Raw genomic sequence first — 19,549 nt, forward strand, 5'->3', positions numbered from 1 at the left:
CGCCATGGTCGATCGTTCGCATAACTCCCGTTCCCCACTGCTTAGTCGTGGGGCAATCGCCGTCGTGCTCCTGGTGGCCATTGGCGCTGCCGCCTGGTACTGGACGCACCGTGGCGCCAACAAGGGCGCTGCTGGCGAGCAGGCAACGGCCAACGGGCAAAGCCATGCGCGCCGGCCGGGCGCCAACCCCATGCGCCCGGGTTGGGGCGATGCTGGCGGGCCCACTCCCGTGCGGGTGGGGGAGGTGGTGCTGGGGGATTTCCCGGTTTACCTGAAGGCCTTGGGTACGGTGACCGCACTGAACACGGTCAACGTTCGCCCCCGGGTGGCCGGCGAGCTGGTCAAGGTCAATTTCCGCGAGGGCCAGGCCGTCAAGGCCGGTGATCTGCTGGCGCAGATCGACCCGCGCAGCTACCGCATCGCCCTGGAGCAGGCCCAGGGGACCTTGGGCGAAAACCAGGCCCAGCTCAGGAACGCCCAGGTCGATCTCAAGCGCTATCGTGAACTCTTCGCCCAGGATTCCATTGCCCGGCAGACCCTCGACACTCAGGAAGCCCTGGTCGCCCAGTACCAGGCGACCGTCAAGACCAACACCGCGGCCGTTGAAAACGCGCGTCTGAACCTGCAGTTCACCGATATCCGCGCCCCCATTTCCGGTCGGGTCGGCCTGCGCCAGCTCGACGCGGGAAACCTGCTGTCCGCCAATGACACCACGGCGGTGGCGGTGGTGACCCAGACCCAACCGATCAGCGTGGCCTTCACGCTGCCGGAAACCCAGATCGACCCTGTGCTGGCCCAGTATCGCCAGGGACGCAGCCTGTTGGTCGAGGCCTGGGACCGCGCCGACCGTGAGCGGGTGGCCAATGGCGTGCTCGCCAGCCCCGACAACCAGATCGACACGGCCACCGGTACGCTGAAGTTCAAGGCGCGCTTCGAGAACCAGGATGAGCGTCTGTTCCCCAACCAGTTCGTCAACGTGCGCCTGCTGGTGGATACGCTCCGCCAAGCCGTGCTGGCCCCCGCCCCGGCGATCCAGTTCGGCGCCGAGGGCACTTTCGTCTATGTGCTCGAGGGCGCGAGCAAGGTCCGGGTGCGGCAGGTGAAGGTAGGCCCCAGCGACGGACAGCGCACGGTTATCGAAAGCGGGCTGGCCCAGGGCGATCGCCTCGTGCTCGAGGGCACCGACCGCCTGCGCGATGGTGGTGAGGTGGAAGTGGTCAAGGACAACCGCGCCTTGCCGTCCGGCGCCGGCGAACAACTGCAAGGCACCCCAGCCAGCGAAGTCGCGCCTGGCGCCAAGGCTGGCGCATGAACCTGTCGCGGCTGTTCATCCTCCGTCCGGTCGCCACCACCCTGAGCATGCTGGCGATCGTGCTGGCCGGGCTCATTGGCTGGCGGCTGATGCCTGTCTCGGCGTTGCCGCAGGTGGACTACCCCACCATACGGGTGATGACCCTTTACCCCGGGGCAAGCCCTCAGGTGATGACCAGCGCCGTGACCGCGCCCCTGGAACGTCAGTTCGGTCAGATGCCCGGCCTGGCCCAGATGACCTCCACCAGCTCCGGCGGCGCCTCGGTGATTACCTTGAGGTTCAGCCTGGCCCTGGACATGGACGTGGCCGAGCAGGAAGTGCAGGCGGCCATCAACGCGGCCAACAACCTGTTGCCCAACGACTTGCCCGCGCCTCCGGTGTACAACAAGGTAAACCCGGCCGATACGCCGGTGCTGACCATCGCCATCAGTTCCAAGACCCTGCCCCTGCCCAAGGTGAACGACCTGGTGGACACCCGGATGGCCCAGAAGATCGCGCAGATCGGCGGCGTCGGCATGGTCAGCATCGCCGGTGGCCAGCGCCATGCGGTGCGCATCAAGGTCAACCCCCAGGCATTGGCGGCGGCGGGCCTGAACCTGGCGGACGTCCGCAGCCTGATCGGGGCCTCCAACGTCAACCAGCCCAAGGGCAACTTCGACGGGCCCACTCGGGTGTCGATGCTCGACGCCAATGACCAGCTGCGCTCCCCGGAGGAATACGCCAACCTTATTCTTGCCTACAAGAACGGCGCGCCCCTGCGCCTGCGCGATGTGGCCGAGATCGTCGACGGTGCCGAGAACGAGCGCCTGGCCGCCTGGGCCAATCGCAGCCAGGCCGTGCTGCTCAATATCCAGCGCCAGCCGGGGGCCAACGTGATCGAGGTGGTGGACCGGGTCAAGGCCGTGCTGCCCGGCCTGACCGCCAGCATGCCTGCCGGGCTCGACGTGACCGTTCTGAGCGATCGCACCCAGACCATCCGGGCCTCGGTGCGCGATGTGCAGAAAGAGTTGTTGTTCGCCATTGCCCTGGTGGTGCTGGTCACCTTCCTGTTTTTGCGGCGGCTGAGCGCAACCCTGATTCCTTCCATCACTGTTCCGCTGTCGCTGATCGGTACCTTTGGCGTCATGTACCTGGCCGGCTTTTCGGTGAATAACCTCACGCTCATGGCCCTGACCATCGCCACGGGGTTCGTGGTCGACGACGCCATCGTGATGCTGGAGAACATCGCCCGCCATATAGAAGAAGGCCAAACGCCATTCCAGGCGGCCATCCAGGGCGCCCGGCAGATCGGTTTCACGCTCATTTCGTTGACCTTCTCCCTGATCGCGGTACTCATTCCGTTGCTGTTCATGGGAGATGTGGTCGGCCGTCTGTTCCGGGAATTCGCCATTACCCTGGCGGTGGCCATCCTGATTTCCCTGGTAGTGTCTCTGACGCTGACCCCCATGATGTGCGCCCGCATGCTCAAGCGCGAGCCGGCGCAGAGCGAGCAGTCTGGCTTCTATCGCGCCAGTGGCGCCTGGCTGGACTGGCTGGTGGCACGCTATTCCATCGGGCTGGGCTGGGTGCTGCGTCACCAGCCACTGACCCTGTTGGTGGCGCTCGCGACCCTGGCCCTGACAGTGGTGCTGTACCTGCTGGTGCCCAAGGGCTTCTTCCCGGTGCAAGACACCGGCTTCATCCAGGCGGTGTCCGAGGCGCCCCAGGCGGTGTCCTTCCAGGCCATGAGTGAACGCCAGCAGGCGCTGGCCGAGATCATCCTGCGCGATCCCGCCGTGGAAAGCCTGTCTTCGTACATCGGCGTGGATGGCGACAATGCCACCCTCAACAGCGGCCGCTTGCTGATCAATCTCAAGCCCCACGGGCAGCGTGACCTGAGCGCCGCCGAGGTGATCGACCGCCTGCAACCCCAGGTGGATCATCTGGTAGGGGTGCGTTTGTTCATGCAGCCGGTCCAGGACCTGACCATCGAAGACAGGGTCAGCCGTACCCAGTATCAGTTCAGCCTGGCCTCGCCAGACGCGGAACTGCTGGCGCAATGGTCCGGCAGGCTGGTCAATGCCCTGCGCCAGCGTCCGGAATTGCGCGACGTGGCCAGTGACCTTCAGGACAAAGGCCTGCAGGTGTACCTGGATATCGACCGCGACGCGGCCATGCGCCTGGGGGTGAAGGTTACCGATATCACCAACGCGCTCTATGACGCTTTCGGCCAGCGGCAGATCTCGACCATCTATACCCAGGCCAACCAGTACCGGGTGGTGTTGCAGTCCGCCGATGGCGGGCGTATCGGCCCCCAGGCGCTGGAGCAGTTATATGTGAAGGCCAGCGCCGCAGGCTCGGCCAGCAGCGACAGCGGTACGTCGCTGAGCAGCGGTACCGGGTCGGCGGCCAACGGCAGCACCGGTGACACCGCGATCACCGCGGCTACCCAGGTACGTCTGTCCAGCCTGGCGCGGATCGAGCAACGCCAGGCCCAGCTGGCCATTTCGCACCTGGGCCAGTTCCCGGCCGTCACCCTGTCCTTCAACCTCGGCGAAGGCGTAGCGCTCGGCGATGCGGTAAAGGTGATCGAGCAGGTGCAGCAGGACATCGGCATGCCGCTGGGCGTGCAGACGTCGTTCCAGGGCGCGGCGGCGGCTTTCCAGGCCTCTTTGTCAAGTACCCTGCTGCTGGTGCTGGCGGCCGTGGTCACCATGTATATCGTGCTTGGCGTGCTGTATGAGAGCTACATCCACCCCATCACCATTCTTTCGACCCTGCCTTCGGCGGCGGTGGGGGCGCTGCTTGCGCTGCTGCTCAGCGGCAAGGACCTGGGCATGATCGCCATCATCGGGATCATCCTGCTCATCGGGATCGTCAAGAAGAACGCCATCATGATGATCGACTTCGCCCTGGAAGCCGAGCGTGGTCGCGGCCTGGCGCCCGAAGCCGCCATCCATGAAGCCGCCTTGCTGCGCTTCCGCCCCATCCTGATGACCACCCTGGCCGCGCTCTTCGGCGCCCTGCCATTGATGTTCGCCAGCGGCTCGGGCGCCGAGCTGCGCCAGCCCCTGGGGCTGGTGATGGTAGGCGGCCTGTTGGTCAGCCAGTTGCTGACTCTGTTCACTACCCCGGTCATCTACCTGTGGTTCGACCGGATGAGCCGCCGCTTCGCCCGGCGGGTGCCGGCCCAGGTACAAGCATGAACCTCTCAGGCCCGTTCATCCGGCGACCCGTAGCGACCATGCTGTTGAGCCTGGCGATCATGCTCTTGGGCGGGATCAGCTTCGGCCAGTTGGCGGTGGCCCCGTTGCCGCAGATGGACTTCCCGGTGATCGTGGTCAGTGCCAACCTGGCCGGGGCCAGCCCGGAAGTCATGGCCTCGTCGGTCGCCACGCCACTGGAGCGCGCCTTCGGCGCCATCGCCGGGGTGACCAGCATGAACAGCCGTTCCAGCCAGGGCTCGACCCGGGTGATTCTGCAGTTCGAGCAAGGTCGGGACATCAACGGCGCGGCCAGGGAAGTGCAGGCGGCCATCAACGCCTCCCGCAACCTGTTGCCCAGCGGCATGAAAAGCATGCCTACCTACAGGAAGATCAACCCGTCCCAGGCGCCGGTCATGGTGCTGGCGCTGACCTCGCCCTACTTGGATAAAGGGCGCCTGTATGACCTGGCTTCGACCATTCTCTCCCCGACTCTCGCCCAGGTCAGCGGGGTGGGGGAGGTGCAGATCGGCGGCAGCTCGCTGCCGGCGGTGCGCATCGAGCTGGAGCCGGCCCGGCTGAACCAGTACGGTATCGCCCTGGATGACGTGCGCAGCGCCATCGATGGCGCCAATGTGCGCCAACCCAAGGGCTTCGTCGAGGACGCCCAGCATGCCTGGCAGGTCCAGGCCAACGACCAGCTGGAGCAGGCCAAGGACTATCGACCGTTGATCATCCGTCAGCAGGATGGGGCCATCCTGCGCCTGGGCGATGTGGCCAAGGTCAGCGACGCCGTGGAGGACCGTTACAACAGCGGATTCTATAATCGCCAGGACGCCGTGCTGCTGGTGATCAACCGGCAGGCCGGGGCCAACATCATCGAGACGGTAGAGGCCATCAAGGGGCACCTGCCGGCCCTGCGCTCTCTGCTGCCGGCCAACGTGGCACTGGACGTGGCCATGGACCGCACCACGGTGATCAAGGCTACGCTGCACGAGGCCGAGCGGACCCTCCTGGTCGCGGTGGTGCTGGTGGTGCTGGTGGTGTTCCTGTTCCTGGCCAATGCCCGGGCGGCGCTGATTCCTACCCTGGCGGTGCCGGTGTCGCTGATCGGTACCTTCGCGGTGATGTACCTGTATGGCTTTTCCCTGAACAACCTGTCGCTCATGGCGCTGATTCTCGCCACCGGGCTGGTGGTGGACGATGCGATCGTGGTACTGGAGAACATCGCCCGGCATATCGACGATGGCGTGGCGCCGGTCGAGGCCGCCTACCGAGGCGCCCGCGAAGTAGGCTTCACCCTCCTGGCCATGAACCTGTCATTGGTAACCGTCTTCCTCTCGATCCTGTTCATGGGCGGAATCATCCAGAACCTGTTCCGGGAGTTTTCGATCACGCTCGCGGCCGCGGTGCTGGTGTCTTTGCTGGTGTCGCTCACGCTCACTCCCATGCTGTGCTCGCGGTGGCTCAAGGCCCGGCAGCCCGGCCAGCCCAATCGCCTGGAGCGCTGGAGCGAGGCGGCCAATCAGCGGCTGATGGCCGGGTACGACCGCACCCTCGGCTGGGTGCTACGCCACCCGGTACTGACGCTCTTGTCGCTGCTGGCGACCATCGTACTCAACGTGGCGCTCTACGTTGTGGTGCCCAAGACCTTCATGCCGCAACAGGACACCGGCCAACTGATGGGCTACATCCGAGGCGACGATGGGCTGTCCTTCACCGTCATGCAGCCCAAGATGCATCAGTTCCGCGACGCTATCCTGGCCGACCCGGCGGTGGCCAGCGTGGCAGCGACCCTGGGCGGCAACAACGGCACCAACAACGCGACCATCCTGGTGCGGCTCAAGCCCCTGGCCGAACGCAAGGTGTCGGCTCAGCAGGTGATCGAGCGGCTGCGCCGCAGCGTGCCGAAAATCCCTGGCGGCCGCCTGATGCTGTTCGCGGACCAGGACCTGCAATTCGGCGGTGCCCGGGACAACGCCAGCTCCCAGTATCAATACGTGATCCAGAGCGGTGACCTGGCAACCTTGCGGACCTGGTTCCCCAAGGTGGTGGCCCTGTTCCGTGGCCTGCCCGAACTGACCGCCATCGATGCCCGGGATGGTGCCGGCACCGCGCAGGTCACCCTGGTGGTGGATCGCGACCAGGCCAAGCGCCTGGGGGTGGATATGGATACCGTGATGACCGTACTGAACAACGCCTACAGCCAGCGACAGATTTCCACCATCTACGACACCCTCAATCAGTACCAGGTAGTGATGGAGGTGGACCCTCGCTACGCCCAGGACCCGATCACCCTGGACCAGGTTCAGGTGATCGCCGCCAGCGGCAAGCGAATCCCGCTGGCCAGCATTGCACGCTACGAGAACAGCCTGGCCGACGATACCGTCAGCCACGATGGCCAGTTCGCCTCCGAGGCCATTTCCTTCGACCTGGCGCCCGGCGTGCCCCTGGACCAGGCCACGGCTGCCATCGAACGCGGCCTGGCGGGCCTGGGGATTCCCGATGAGTTGATCGTCAAGGCCGGTGGCAACGCCAACGCCTTCATGGATGCCCAGAAGAGCCAGCCGTGGATGATCCTGGGCGCACTGGTGGGCGTTTATCTGATCCTGGGCATTCTTTATGAAAGCTACATTCATCCGCTGACCATTCTCTCTACGCTACCCTCGGCAGGCGTGGGGGCGTTGTTGGCGATTTACCTGACCGGGGGAGAGTTCAGCCTGATATCGCTGCTTGGGCTGTTCCTGTTGATCGGTGTGGTCAAGAAAAATGCCATCCTGATGATCGACCTGGCCCTGCAGCTGGAGCGAGAACAGGCCCTGGCACCACTGGAATCGATCCGTCAGGCGTGCCTGCTGCGCCTGCGACCCATTCTGATGACGACCCTGGCCGCGGTGCTGGGCGCGCTGCCCTTGTTGCTTGGCACGGGAGATGGCGCAGAGATGCGCCGGCCCCTGGGGCTGGCCATCATCGGCGGATTGCTGTTGAGCCAGATTCTGACCCTCTATACCACCCCTGTGGTGTACCTCGCCCTGGACCGCCTGCGCCATCGCTATAACCGTTGGCGCGGCGTGCGTACCGATGCTGCCTTGGAAACCCCCATATGACCCTGCCGCCCCTGTATTGCGTTTCCCGCCTGGCTTTGAAGCCCTTGCTGCTGGCCTGCTGCGCGGGCTGGCTGGCCGGTTGCGCGGTGGGCCCCGACTACCAGCGCCCGGCCGTGGCCACCCCGGCGCAATTCAAGCAGGCCGAGGGATGGCGTCAGGCAGCGCCGGCTGATGAGCTCGAGCGCGGGCAGTGGTGGGCACTGTACCGGGACGCGCAACTCGATGCGCTGGTCGCTCGCCTCGATGCCGGTAACCAGACTGTAGCCCAATACGAAGCCCAGTACCGCCAGGCCCAGGCCCTGGTGCGGAGCGCCCGCGGCGCCTTCTTCCCCAGCGTGGGACTCAACGTGGGCAAGACCCGCGCCGCCCAGGGCAGCGGCAGCAGCGGCTCGAGCCTGAGCAATGCCAGCAGCGGCATTCGCGATACCTATAACGCCCAACTCGGGGTGAGCTGGGAAGCCGACCTCTGGGGCAAGCTGCGCCGTGGGTTGGAAGCCGATATTGCCAACGCTGGGGCAAGCCAGGCGGATTTGGCTGCCATGCGCCTGAGCTTGCAGGCTCAATTGGTGCAGAATTACTTGCAATTGCGGGTGCTCGATGCGCAGAAACGGCTGCTGCAGGCCACGGTCGACACCTATCGTCGCTCGCTGACCCTGACGGAGAATCAATACCGGGCCGGCGTGGCAGGTAGCGATGCCATTGCCCAGGCGCGTACCCAGCTCAAGACCACCGAGGCCGAGCTGGTCGACCTTCAGTGGCAGCGCGCTCAACTGGAAAACGCCATCGCCGTGTTGGTAGGAGTGCCCCCAGCCGATTTCAGCCTGGCGGAAGCTGCCGACGTACCGGCGCTGCCTGCCGTGCCGGTACAGGTGCCTTCCCATTGGCTGGAGCGGCGTCCCGACATCGCCGCGGCGGAGCGTACCGTGATCGCCGCCAACGCCCAGATCGGAGTGGCCAAGGCTGCCTATTACCCGGACTTCACCCTCAGCCTGAGCGGTGGCTACAGTTCGAGCAGCTCCGCGCGCTGGCTCAGCCTGCCGAACCGCTACTGGTCGGTGGGGCCGCAACTCGCCTTGACCCTGTTCGATGGCGGGCAACGCTCGGCCGAGGTTCAGCGCACCGAAGCGGCCTATGACCAGACCGTGGCCCAGTATCGGCAAACGGTTCTCGATGGCATGCGCGAGGTGGAGGACTACCTCAGCCAGCTGAAGGTGTATGAGGATGAAGCGGTGCTCAGGGATGAGGCGCTGGGGGCGGCACGGGAGTCGTTGCGTCTGACCACCAATCAATACCGGGCCGGCCTGATCGGTTACCTGGATGTGGTCAATGTCCAGGCCACCGCGCTGAGCAATGAGCGCAGCGTGCTGGACCTGCTGCAGAACCGGCTGGTAGCCAGTGTCAACCTGATCGTGGCGCTCGGCGGGGGCTGGCGTGCGGAATGAGGGGTAGGCAAATGAAAGCCGGCGGCTGCACAAGGCAGCGAGCCGGCTGGGTCATCTGCCGCTAAAGATCAGCCTCCCGAGCCGCCACCGCCGGAGCCACCGCCGGAACCGCCCGCGCCGCTGCCACCGCCACTGGAGCCGCCGCCGTCACCCGCGCCACCGCCATCCGCGCCACCGCCAGTGCCGTTGCTCATGCCGCCAGTGCCTGTACCCGGGGTGCCGGGGGTGCTTTGACCCATGCCAGCCGCATCGTGGCCGTTGCCACCGCCGGTAGTGGAGGGGTTGGTGGTGTTACCGCTCGAAGGCGGGGTGGTGGTGGTCGATTCCGCCGCGACGGCGCCCACCGAGGCCACGCCCAGCAGGCTGGCGAAGACCAGGCCGGCAATCTTGTTCATATTCATGGGTAAATCTCCGAAGGTGGGGATTACCTTTCATTGGTGTCGCGGCTGCGCTGTAGGTGCCGGGGCGGCGACGGACGGTCCGCCCACCGCCGCGCTGGCTCTTCTACACAGGATCTGGCGTTGGCCAGCCGCCACCAAGGGCCTTGTACAGGCGCACGCGGTCCAGGGCGCTCTGGGTCGCGCTCGAGACCTGGGCGCTCTGGGTATCCAACAGGGCCCGCTGCACGTTGAGCACGTTGAGGAAATCGATGGCGCCTTCACGATAACGCTGGCGCGCGGCCGCCAGGGCCAGATCGTTCTGGTGCACCGCTTCGGCCAGGGCCTGCTGATGGCGCTGTTCGGCGGCGTAGTCGCTCAGTGCGTCATCGACCTCATGCCAGGCATTGAGCACGGTACGCCTATAGTCCAGGGCAGCCGCTTGCTGCTGGTGCTCACGCAGGGCCAGGGTTCCGCTCAGGCGACCGCCTTGAAACAAGGGCAGGTACAGGCTCGGGCCATAGGACCAGTCGCGGGCGCCCCAGCTGTCCAGCTGGCTACCTTCCAGCGCCTCGACACCGAAGCGGGCGCCGAGGGTCACTCGGGGGTAAAAGTCAGCCTGGGCTACCCCGACCGCTGCGGTGGAGCGGTGCAGGGCCGCCTCGCTGCGTAGGATGTCGGGGCGCCGCCGCGCCAGCTCTGACGGCAGGCCCAATGGAGCGTCGTCCTCGGTTCGAGGCAGCGGCCGCGCAGCGATAAGCTCCTTGTGCAAGGCCCGAGGCGCCAGGCCAAGCAGCGCGCTCAAGGCATTGATCAGGCGGGCCTGCTCGGCCTCGAGCACGGGCAGGCGAGCGCTTACCGTGGCCACTTGGGCGGCGGCATTGGCCACATCTAGCTGAGTGGTTACCCCATTGTCGAAGCGCGCCTGGGTCAATTGCTGGCTTTGCCGCGCGATTTCCAGATTTTTCCGGGTTACCGCCAGTTGCGCCTGTACCCCGCGCAGTTGCAGATAGTCGCTGGCAGTCTCGGCAGCGAGGCTGAGCAGCATGCCATCGCGCTCGGCGCGGCTGATCTGCACTTGGGCATCGGCAGCCTCTACCTCACGGCGTACGCGACCCCACAGATCCAGTTCCCAACTGGCGTCCGCGGCCAGGCTCCACATTTCGAACGGCGCCTTGCCTTCACGCCCGGAAGGGTCACTCAGGCCTTTGCCACTGTTGCGCTCGCGGGCATAACTTCCAGTGGCCGCCAGGGATGGAAGCTGATCAGCTCTGCTGATAGCCAGTAGCAGACGGCTCTGTTCTAGGCGATTGGCGGCGATCCGGGCATCCAGGTTGGCGCCGGCGGCGCGTTCTACCAGGCTCGCCAGTTGCGGATCGCCCAGACGCTGCCACCATTGGCTGTCCAGCGTACCCTGGCGGGTACCGGCTTCCCATTGCTCGGGCAACTCGGGTTGCGGCGGATGAAAGTCTGGCCCGACGCTGCAGCCCGCCAGCATGGCGGCCAATAGCAGGAAAGCCGGGATGTGCCGGTTCATTGGCCACCTCCGCTGACATCCACGTCCACCACCGCCGACATGCCCACCCGCAGATGCTGCAGAGCGTCCTGGTTATCATTGAAACGAATCTTGACAGGGATACGCTGCACCACCTTGGTGAAATTGCCAGTGGCATTGTCCGGAACGATAGCGGAGAAGCTCAGCCCGGTAGCCGGTGCCAGGCTTTCCAGATGGCCACGGAAGGGCACATCCGGATGGCTGTCTACCCGGATGCTCACAGGCTGGTTGGCGGTCATGCGGGCCAGCTGGGTTTCCCGGAAGTTGGCGATGACGTAGAGATCATCCACGGGTACCACAGCCATTAGCGGCGTACCCAGCGCCACGTAGGCGCCGACCCGGGCCGAACGCTGGCCGATCATGCCGTCCTGAGGCGCGACTATGCGTGTCCAGGAGAGGTTCAGGTCGGCCTGACGCAGCTCGGCACGGGCGCTGTCCAGGGTCGCCTGGGCCATTTCCCGCTGCGCCTTGAGCACGTCCAGGCTACGCGCAGCCGCGACCTGAGCGGCTGCGTCGCGCTCCCGGGCGGCCTGGGCCCCAAGCAGCTCAGCCTCCGAGCGCTGACGCTCCTGTTGGGTGCCCGCGCCGCTGTTGGACAGGTTCAGGTAACGCTGGGCATTGGCCTGGGCGTATTTCAGGGACGCCTCGGTCGCACGCAGGGTAGCGCCAGCTTGAGTAATGATAGCGGCCTGGCGCTGGATGCCCGCTTCCAGGTTTTTCAACTCGGCCAGCGCCCCGGCGACCTTGGCCTGGGCCGCGGCCTGGGCGGCGAGGAACTCGCTGTCGTCTAGCCGAGCCAGGAGCTGGCCTGCCTTGACTTTCTGGTTGTCCTGCACGGCCACTTCGACGATCTGCCCAGCCAGGCGCGGCGCCACCAGCACCGAGTCGGCACGGATGTAGGCGTCGTCGGTGCGTTCCAGGTCACCGGTGGCAGTCAGGCGCCAGCCAGCGTAGGCGACACAGGCTACGATGGCCAGAAAAGCGAGGAGCAGGGCGGTTCTATGTTTCATGGCGTTACCGGGGGTTGCGGTGGATAGGCGCGCACGGGCAGCAGCCATAGGATCAGCGCCAGCCCAAGGGCAATGGCGACCAGGGCGAGCCAGGCATCGGCGAAGGTTAAGGTGAAAGCTTGCTGGCGTACGCGTTCAGCCAATCCGGCCAGGTCCGCCTGGGGTAGCTGGGGCGCGCGCAGGGCCACCTGGTCGAGCAGGTGATTGGAATGCATGTGCTCGCGGTGGGTGACGAAGTTCTCCAGGGCCACGCCGGCCAGCACCGAGGCCAGCCCGCGCAGGCTGTTCACCATGGCGGAAGCGAAGGGCCCCTCCAGGGGGTGGATCACGCCGGTGGCCAGCATCAGCAGGGGCACGACCACCATGGGTTGGCCGAAGGTATGCAGCAACTGTAGGGCGTAGAAATCGTCGCGGATCCAGACACTGGTGACCTGTGAGGCCAACACGGTTGCGATGGCCAGCAGGGCCAGACCCAGGGCGATGACGTAGCGGGCATCGACCCAGTTGCGATTGATGACGAAGGCTACCAGCGGGGCGACCAGCAGTTGGGGCAGCGCGATGGTCATTGCCAGGGGCATGGTCTGCAGCGGTCGATAACCCTGGACCGTGGCCAGGTAGGCTGAAGGGAGGGCGCTACCGGCCAGGCCGAGGAACATGAACAGCATCAGCGTGGCGATGCCGAACGCGAAATTGCGCCGGGCGAGCAACTGCAGCTTGAACAAAGGCAAAGGGTGAAACCACTCGTTGAGCACGAACAGCGGCAAGCACAGCGCGGCGCTCAGCAGCAGGCCGGCCACTAGCGGAGAGGCGAACCAGTCCAGCCGTTCGCCCTGGGTCAGGCCAATGACCAGCGAACCCAAGCCCGCGACGCCCAACAGGGCGCCACGCCAGTCGAACTGGCGCAAGCGCTCCAGGCGCAGCGGGTCTTGTGGCAGCCCATAGGCGATGAGCGCGCCACCGACCAGACAGGACGGGATGATCTGCCACATCAATAATCGCCAGTCAGCGTTCTCGCTCCACAGCGCCGCCAGGGGCAGCGCCAGGTTTGGCCCGAAGGTGGCGGTCAGCGCATAGGCGGAGAGGCCATACAGTTTGATGTGCCAAGGGAGAAAACGCAGGGCCGCGGTCATCAGCAAGGGTGGCAACGCGCCGCCCGCCACACCCTGGAGCACCCGCAGCAGTAACAGGCTGGACAGGTCCGGGGCCAGCGGCACAAGCATCCCCAGCAAGCCGAAAGCCAAGGTGGCTGCCACGGCGAAGCGGCGCAGGGAGAATGTTACCGCGAACCAGGGCGCCAGGAGCATGGCGCACACCTCGGCGGCGGCATACAGCGACGTGAACCAGCTTCCTTCATCATGACCGAAGCCGTAGGCTCCGAGCAGGTCCGCCAGGGCGATATCGGTGACACGGTCATTGATGCCCGAGGTCAGGGCGGCGATCAGGACGCCCACCAGGCCCAGGGCGAGTCGCCCGCCAAAGGGGGCGGCGGCCGGGGCGGGCTGGAGGGTGGGGCTTGCAGTCACGGAACATCCTTTACAAATGAAACCGGCTTTGCAAAGAAACCGGCAGGTAGGATCGAATTTCGGTACAGTGTACCGGTGAGCAATACAGGGAGCAAATAGCGATGAGTCTTTCCGACGCAGAGCGCGGCGGTATTCAGGTGATTTCCCGGGCAGCGGCCATTCTGCGCTGCCTGGAAGCCGAGCCTCAGGGCCTGAGCCTTGGCGCCATCGCCAAGCGAATCGAGCTGCCTCGCTCGACGGTGCAGCGACTGGTCGACGCTTTGGCGATGGAACAGCTGGTGGAAACCGGCGCCGGCGCGGGGGTTCGCCTGGGCCCGGCGTTGATGCGCCTGGCCACGCGCAGCCATTTCGACCTGACGGCCCGGGCCCGCCCGCACCTTGAGGCCCTGTCTCAGCGCACCGGGGAGACGGCCGTGCTGGCCCATGCCAGTGGCCTGGAACTCATGATCCTGCACTGTGTGGTCTCGAGTCAGGAGCTGCGGGTGGCACCTGGGGTCAACAGCCTGTTGAGCATTTATGCCACCTCCTGCGGCAAGGTCATCCTGGCGCAGATGCCCGAGCGCAGCGTGCGCGAGTTGCTGGAAGGCAAGATGCGTCAGCTCACCCCCAATACCCGGACCCTGGAACAGTTGCTCGAAGAACTCAAGGACGTCCGCGCTCAGGGTTTTTCCTGTGACTATGAGGAGCACATGCCTGGGGTAGGGGCCATGGCGGTAGCACTTGCCACGGCCCAAGGGGTGTATGGACTGAGCCTGGTGGGCCCCGCGGCCCGCATCCGCGCTCAGGAAGCGGCACACAAGGTGGCCTTGCTCGCCTGCCAGGCTGCGATCACGCAAGGGTTGTAGAAACCCGCGAAGCGGGTGGCAGTTTCTTCGCGCAGATGGCACAGGCGCCGCCGAATGCGCCTCGGCTCGGCCAAGTGCAGGCATGGCGAAGCTGGGCGCCCGCCAGGGAAGGCGGGCGAGCGGCGCCAGGCCTGTCGATGAGTCCTACCCCAAGCTACTGCGACAAATCACCACTCATTCCGCCCTTTTCACCAGCGACAGCTAAGCTGACCCGGACAATTCCTGTGCAGGGGGTCGCCATGACTACCGCGAAGAAAATGGGCGTGGTGCAGCTTACGCTCTTGACGGCCGTGAACATGCTGGGCTCGGGCATCGTCATGTTGCCTTCCAAGCTGGCCGAAGTGGGCGCTATATCGATTCTGTCCTGGCTGGTAACGGCCACCGGGTCGCTGGCCCTGGCCTATGCCTTCGCCCGCTGCGGCATGCTCAGCCGCAAGACCGGTGGCATGGGTGGCTATGCCGAATATGCGTTCGGCAAAAGCGGCAATTACCTGACCAACTACACCTATGGCCTGTCGCTGCTGATCGCCAATGTGGCGATCGCGATCACGGCGGTGGGGTATATCCAGGTATTGCTGGACGTCGAGCTCAGCGCTCTGGAAATCACCGGCAGCACCATCGGGCTGCTCTGGCTGACCACCTTCGCCAATTTCGGCGGACCGAAGATCACCGGTCGCATCGGCGCGGTGACCGTATGGGGGGTCATCGCGCCGGTGGTGGTCATCTCGACCCTAGGCTGGTTCTGGTTCAGCCGTGAGGTGTACAGCGCGGGCTGGAATCCCCACGCGCTGTCCTGGTACGAGGCCGCCGGCGCTTCGGTGTCGATCACGCTCTGGGCCTTTCTAGGCCTGGAGTCGGCCTGCGCCAACACCGAGGCGGTGGAGAATCCGGAACGCAATGTCCCCATCGCCGTGCTCGGCGGTACCCTGGGGGCCGCAGTGATCTACATCGTATCCACCAACGTGATCGCCGGCATCGTGGACAACCCGGCACTGGCGGCCTCGACCGCGCCCTTCGGCCTGGCGTTCGCCAAGATGTTTTCTCCCATGGTGGGCGATGTGGTGATGGCCGCCATGGTGATCGCTTGCATCGGCTCGCTGCTGGGTTGGCAGTTCACCATCGCCCAAGTGTTCAAGAGCTCGGCGGACACCGGCTACTTCCTGCCCATATTCGCCAAGGTGAACAAGGCCGGCACGCCCATCGTCAGCATGCTGATCCTGCTGGCCGCGCAAACCGGCCTGGCGCTATTGACCATCAGCCCGGACCTTTCCAAACAGTTCGATGTGCTGGTGAACCTGGCGGTGGTCACCAACCTGGTGCCTTATGTGTTGTCCATGGCCGCGCTGATGACCTTGCAGCAAGTATGCAAGGTACCTGCGCGCAAGGCGTTGGTCACCAATGTCATCGCCTGGCTGGCGACAGCCTACAGTTACCTGGCCCTTTATAGCGCCGGCGAGCAGGCCTTGATGATGGGCGGGCTGGCGACACTCTTGGGCTACACCCTGTTCGGTTTCGTCAATAACCGGCTGATGCGCCTTGAAGCGGCGGGCCAAGTCGCGGTCCCGGTACAGCGTACCAGCGCGCAACACGAACCCACGCGGGTGGCGGCCGCTCCCGTGCCTGGGGCCGCCTCGGCGGAGCAAGGCGCGCCGACGCTCCCGACCCATCCTGTCGCCAGAACCTAAGGAGCTTCGCCATGTACGAAAGCAAACACAAATTGGGGATGCTGGCCCTGCTGGTAAGCAGCGCGCCGGACAAGCGCACCGTGTTCGGTCGCGCCTTGAATCAACTGATCGCGGGGGTGGAGGAGCGCAGTATCAGTGTCCTGCTGTCGGAGGTATTGGAGGACGCCCAGGCGATCATCCGCACCGACCCCGCCATCCAGTGCCTGCTGCTCAACTGGGGCATCGACGACAGCGAAGGCAACCAACGCTGTATCGAGCTACTCAAGGACCTGAGGGAGCGCAATACCCGCGTGCCGGTTTTCCTGATCAGCGATCGCAGCACCGCGACCAACATTCCGCTGATCGTGATGCAGCACGCCGACGATTTCATCTGGTTGCCCGAAGACACCAGTGCCTTCCTCAGCGGGCGCATACTGGCGGCCATCGAGCGCTATCGGCAAGCCGTGCTGCCGCCGATGTTCAGCGCATTGCTGCGCTTCTCCCGTGAATACGAATACTCCTGGCATACCCCAGGCCATGCCGGCGGCACGGCGTTCCTCAAGAGCACGGCCGGGCGCGCTTTCTACGAATATTTCGGGGAAAACCTGCTGCGCTCGGACCTGTCGATTTCCGTCGGCGAGCTCGGCTCGCTGCTGGACCACAGCGGGCCGATCGGGCAGGGGGAGCGTTACGCGGCCAAGGTGTTCGGGGCCCACCGGACCTATTACGTGACCAACGGGTCGTCCATGTCCAACCGGGTAATCCTCATGGCCAGCGTGACCCGGGATCAGGTCGCTTTGTGCGATCGTAACTGCCACAAGTCGGCCGAGCATGCCATGACCCTGTCGGGGGCGATCCCCACCTACCTCCTGCCCACCCGCAACCGCTACGGCATCATAGGGCCCATTCCCGCCGCGGCGCTGACGCCGGAGGCGGTCGAGGCCTCCATCGCCAACAACCCGCTGGTATGCGAGGGGCTGGACCCGACCCCCGTGCACGCGATCATCACCAATTCAACCTACGACGGGCTGTGCTACAACGTTGCCCGGGTCGAGGACCTGCTCGGTCGCAGCGTAGACCGACTGCATTTCGACGAAGCCTGGTACGGCTACGCGCGCTTCAACCCGCTGTACCGAGAGCGCTTCGCCATGCATGGCGAGCCGGGCCCGGCGGACGAGAGCCGGCCCACGGTATTCGCTACCCAGTCCACCCACAAATTGCTCGCCGCGTTGTCCCAGGCATCGATGATCCATGTCCGCGACGGTCGCAACGCCATCAGTCATGGGCGCTTCAACGAATCCTTCATGATGCATGCGTCCACCTCGCCCAACTATGCGGTGCTGGCCTCCTGTGATGTGAGCGCGGCCATGATGGAGGCGCCAAGCGGGCAGATCCTCACCAACGAGTCCATCGAGGAGGCGATCGCGTTCCGTCAGGTGATCAGCCGGATGCACGCTGATTTCACCAGCCGAGGGGAGTGGTTCTTCAGTTGCTGGCAGCCCGAGCAGGTAGAGGTGGAGGGCGGCCCGGTGCCCTTCTACGCGGCCGAGCCGGCCCAGCTCAAGAGCGACCCTCGACATTGGGTGTTGCGACCCAACGAGGCCTGGCACGGCTTCGGAGATCTTGAAGATGGCTATTGCATGCTGGACCCGATCAAGGTCTCAGTGCTGACCCCGGGCATGAGCGAGGCGGGGACCCTGGAAGCGTTCGGTATACCGGCCTATGTCCTGACCGCCTACCTGGGCCAGCAGGGCATAGTGGTGGAAAAAACCACGGACTTTACCTTGCTGTTCCTGTTCTCCATCGGTATCACGAAGGGCAAATGGGGCACGCTGGTCAACGCTCTGCTCGACTTCAAGAAGGATTTCGACCAGAACATGGCCCTGGAGAGCTGCCTGCCGGAATTCGTCCAGAGCGCTAAGCGCTACCGCAGCATGGGTTTGCGGGATTTGTGCGAGGAGATCTTCGCGGCCATGACCGGCTTCGGCACCACCGCCGCCATGGCCAGGGCCTTCAGCCAGCTGCCCCGGGCCGAGCATAGCCCCGTGGAAGCCTACGAGAAGCTTGTGCGCAATGAAGTCGAGTCGCTGACGCTGGAAGAGGCAGCAGGCCGTACGGCGGCCACCGGGATCGTGCCCTATCCGCCTGGCATTCCTCTGATCATGCCAGGGGAGAATCTGGGAGCGCTGGACGGGCCTTTCCTTGAATACCTGATGGCCCTGCAAGCCTTCGACCGAGCGTTTCCCGCGTTCGCTCACGACACCCATGGCATCGAAGTCCAGGAGGGGGTCTACCGCTTGCTGTGCCTCAAGTGAGCGTCAGGCTTAGAGTCCGCCGCCCCCGCCGGGGCGGCGGAGGGCCGATCAGAGCCCGTTGCGCACCAGCTCCCTGGCAATCAGCATGCGCTGGATCTCGCTGGAGCCCTCGTAGATCTGTGTGATGCGGGCATCGCGGTAGTATTTCTCTACCGGGTAGTCTTCCAGGTAACCGTAGCCGCCGTGTACCTGTATGGCCTTGGAGCAGACCCACTCGGCCATCTCGGAGGCGAACAGCTTGGCCTGGGAGGCTTCGGATAGACAGGGCAACCCGGCGCTGCGCAGGCGGGCGGCATGCAGCACCAGCAGCCGCGCGGCGTTGACCCGGGTGTGCATGTCCGCCAGCAGGTTGGCCACGCTCTGGTGCTCGGCGATAGGCTGGCCGAATTGCACCCGTTCACGGGCGTAATCCAGCGCGGCTTCCAAGGCAGCCCGGGCTACGCCCACTGCCTGGGCGGCGATGCCGATTCTTCCGCCTTCCAGGTTCGACAAAGCGATGCTCAGCCCCTTGCCTTGCTCGCCCAGCAGGTTCGCCGCCGGCACCCGGCAATCGCTCAAGGTAATGGCGCAAGTATCGGAGGCGCGGATACCCAGCTTGTGTTCGCTGCGATCCACCACGAAACCGGGCGTGGAGGTTGGCACCAGGAAGGCGGAAAGGCCTTTCTTGCCCAACTGCGGGTCGGTGACGGCGAAGACGATGGCCAGTTCGGCCCTGCGCCCGTTGGTGACGAACTGCTTGGCACCGTTGAGTACCCACTCGTCACCCTGGCGTTCGGCGCGAGTGCGCAGGTTATGGGCTTCGGAACCGGCATGGGGCTCGGTCAGGCAGAAACAGCCGATGGCCTGGCCGCTGGCCAGGCGAGGCAGCCAGGCATCCTGCTGGGCCGCCGTGCCGAACTTGAGGATCGGGCCGCAACCTACCGAATTGTGCACGCTCATCATGGCGCCCACGGCGGCGTCGGCGGCGGAGATCTCTTCGACGGCCAGCGCGTAGGCGACGTAGTCCAGGTAGCTGCCGCCCCATTGTTCAGGCACCACCATGCCGAGCAGGCCCAGCTCGCCCATCTGGGCCACCACGCTGTCGTCGATCCAGCCGGCCTTTTCCCAGGCCTGGGCATGAGGCGCGATCTGCCCCAGGGCAAACTGCCGCGCCATGTCCCGGAACATTACCTGCTCTTCGCTCAGCTCGAGGTCTTGCATCGTCCACTCCTTTGAAG

At 65.2% G+C, this 19,549-nt stretch carries 12 protein-coding genes; 7 read left to right on the top strand and 5 right to left on the bottom strand.

The genetic code is table 11. The features are described from left to right. Positions 1-4 precede the first annotated feature (4 nt). From ACP691_RS12385 to ACP691_RS12400, 4 genes are read left to right on the top strand one after another with little or no spacing between them, the layout of a single operon-like run. On the top strand, positions 5-1,312 hold the full coding sequence (locus tag ACP691_RS12385; protein ID WP_426153921.1) for an MdtA/MuxA family multidrug efflux RND transporter periplasmic adaptor subunit: 1,308 nt from the start codon (positions 5-7) through the stop codon (positions 1,310-1,312). Then, on the top strand, positions 1,309-4,497 hold the full coding sequence (locus ACP691_RS12390; protein ID WP_426153923.1) for an efflux RND transporter permease subunit: 3,189 nt from the start codon (positions 1,309-1,311) through the stop codon (positions 4,495-4,497). Before ACP691_RS12385 ends, ACP691_RS12390 begins: the two co-directional genes overlap by 4 nt. Further along, positions 4,494-7,601, top strand: a complete 3,108-nt coding sequence (locus tag ACP691_RS12395; RefSeq protein WP_426153925.1) for an efflux RND transporter permease subunit — start codon at positions 4,494-4,496, stop codon at positions 7,599-7,601. The genes ACP691_RS12390 and ACP691_RS12395 overlap by 4 nt, the downstream gene beginning before the upstream one ends. Then, positions 7,598-9,043, top strand: a complete 1,446-nt coding sequence (locus tag ACP691_RS12400) for an efflux transporter outer membrane subunit (RefSeq protein WP_426153927.1) — start codon at positions 7,598-7,600, stop codon at positions 9,041-9,043. Before ACP691_RS12395 ends, ACP691_RS12400 begins: the two co-directional genes overlap by 4 nt. A 68-nt stretch (positions 9,044-9,111) precedes the next feature. Here ACP691_RS12400 and ACP691_RS12405 read toward each other — a convergent pair whose 3' ends face one another. From ACP691_RS12405 to ACP691_RS12420, 4 genes are all read right to left on the bottom strand, one after another. Then, a complete protein-coding gene (locus ACP691_RS12405; protein WP_040260616.1) occupies positions 9,112-9,444 on the bottom strand; it encodes a hypothetical protein in 333 nt (110 codons plus the stop codon). 103 nt (positions 9,445-9,547) lie between these two features. Beyond that, on the bottom strand, positions 9,548-10,957 hold the full coding sequence (locus tag ACP691_RS12410) for an efflux transporter outer membrane subunit (protein ID WP_426153929.1): 1,410 nt from the start codon (positions 10,955-10,957) through the stop codon (positions 9,548-9,550). Continuing rightward, positions 10,954-11,985 carry an HlyD family secretion protein gene (locus tag ACP691_RS12415; protein ID WP_426153931.1) on the bottom strand — a complete coding sequence of 344 codons (1,032 nt, stop codon included), beginning with the start codon at positions 11,983-11,985 and terminating at the stop codon, positions 10,954-10,956. Before ACP691_RS12415 ends, ACP691_RS12410 begins: the two co-directional genes overlap by 4 nt. Beyond that, complete coding sequence (locus ACP691_RS12420) at positions 11,982-13,508, bottom strand: MFS transporter (RefSeq protein WP_426153933.1); 1,527 nt, start codon at positions 13,506-13,508, stop codon at positions 11,982-11,984. The genes ACP691_RS12415 and ACP691_RS12420 overlap by 4 nt, the downstream gene beginning before the upstream one ends. Positions 13,509-13,609: 101 nt before the next feature. Here ACP691_RS12420 and ACP691_RS12425 point away from each other — a divergent pair, with 101 nt between their 5' ends. The 3 genes from ACP691_RS12425 to ACP691_RS12435 all read left to right on the top strand — a co-directional run bounded on the left by ACP691_RS12425 (position 13,610) and on the right by ACP691_RS12435 (position 18,332). Further along, entirely contained in the window at positions 13,610-14,353 is a 744-nt protein-coding gene (locus tag ACP691_RS12425; protein ID WP_426153935.1) for an IclR family transcriptional regulator, read from the top strand. Positions 14,354-14,592: 239 nt separating this feature from the next. Continuing rightward, entirely contained in the window at positions 14,593-16,038 is a 1,446-nt protein-coding gene (gene potE / locus ACP691_RS12430; RefSeq protein ID WP_426153937.1) for a putrescine-ornithine antiporter, read from the top strand. 11 nt (positions 16,039-16,049) lie between these two features. Beyond that, complete coding sequence (locus tag ACP691_RS12435; RefSeq protein WP_426153939.1) at positions 16,050-18,332, top strand: Orn/Lys/Arg decarboxylase N-terminal domain-containing protein; 2,283 nt, start codon at positions 16,050-16,052, stop codon at positions 18,330-18,332. Between the two features lie 48 nt (positions 18,333-18,380). On the opposite strand, the gene ACP691_RS12440 is transcribed toward ACP691_RS12435, so the two are convergent. Continuing rightward, the gene (locus ACP691_RS12440) at positions 18,381-19,532 is read right to left on the bottom strand and encodes an acyl-CoA dehydrogenase family protein (RefSeq protein ID WP_426153941.1); all 1,152 of its coding nucleotides are present in this window, start codon (positions 19,530-19,532) and stop codon (positions 18,381-18,383) included. Positions 19,533-19,549 lie beyond the last annotated feature (17 nt).

Source organism: Pseudomonas sp. DC3200b2 (genome assembly GCF_049895785.1).
GTDB classification, from domain to species: Bacteria; Pseudomonadota; Gammaproteobacteria; order Pseudomonadales; family Pseudomonadaceae; genus Aquipseudomonas; species Aquipseudomonas massiliensis.

Bases quoted from the DNA above. Each gene is read 5' to 3' on its own strand.
- ACP691_RS12435 (WP_426153939.1), top strand. From the start codon at position 16,050: ATGTACGAAAGCAAACACAAATTGGGGATGCTGGCCCTGCTGGTAAGC.
- ACP691_RS12425 (WP_426153935.1), top strand. From the start codon at position 13,610: ATGAGTCTTTCCGACGCAGAGCGCGGCGGTATTCAGGTGATTTCCCGG.
- ACP691_RS12405 (WP_040260616.1), bottom strand. From the start codon at position 9,444: ATGAATATGAACAAGATTGCCGGCCTGGTCTTCGCCAGCCTGCTGGGC.
- ACP691_RS12415 (WP_426153931.1), bottom strand. From the start codon at position 11,985: ATGAAACATAGAACCGCCCTGCTCCTCGCTTTTCTGGCCATCGTAGCC.
- ACP691_RS12410 (WP_426153929.1), bottom strand. From the start codon at position 10,957: ATGAACCGGCACATCCCGGCTTTCCTGCTATTGGCCGCCATGCTGGCG.
- ACP691_RS12385 (WP_426153921.1), top strand. From the start codon at position 5: ATGGTCGATCGTTCGCATAACTCCCGTTCCCCACTGCTTAGTCGTGGG.
- ACP691_RS12395 (WP_426153925.1), top strand. From the start codon at position 4,494: ATGAACCTCTCAGGCCCGTTCATCCGGCGACCCGTAGCGACCATGCTG.
- ACP691_RS12390 (WP_426153923.1), top strand. From the start codon at position 1,309: ATGAACCTGTCGCGGCTGTTCATCCTCCGTCCGGTCGCCACCACCCTG.
- potE (WP_426153937.1), top strand. From the start codon at position 14,593: ATGACTACCGCGAAGAAAATGGGCGTGGTGCAGCTTACGCTCTTGACG.
- ACP691_RS12400 (WP_426153927.1), top strand. From the start codon at position 7,598: ATGACCCTGCCGCCCCTGTATTGCGTTTCCCGCCTGGCTTTGAAGCCC.
- ACP691_RS12440 (WP_426153941.1), bottom strand. From the start codon at position 19,532: ATGCAAGACCTCGAGCTGAGCGAAGAGCAGGTAATGTTCCGGGACATG.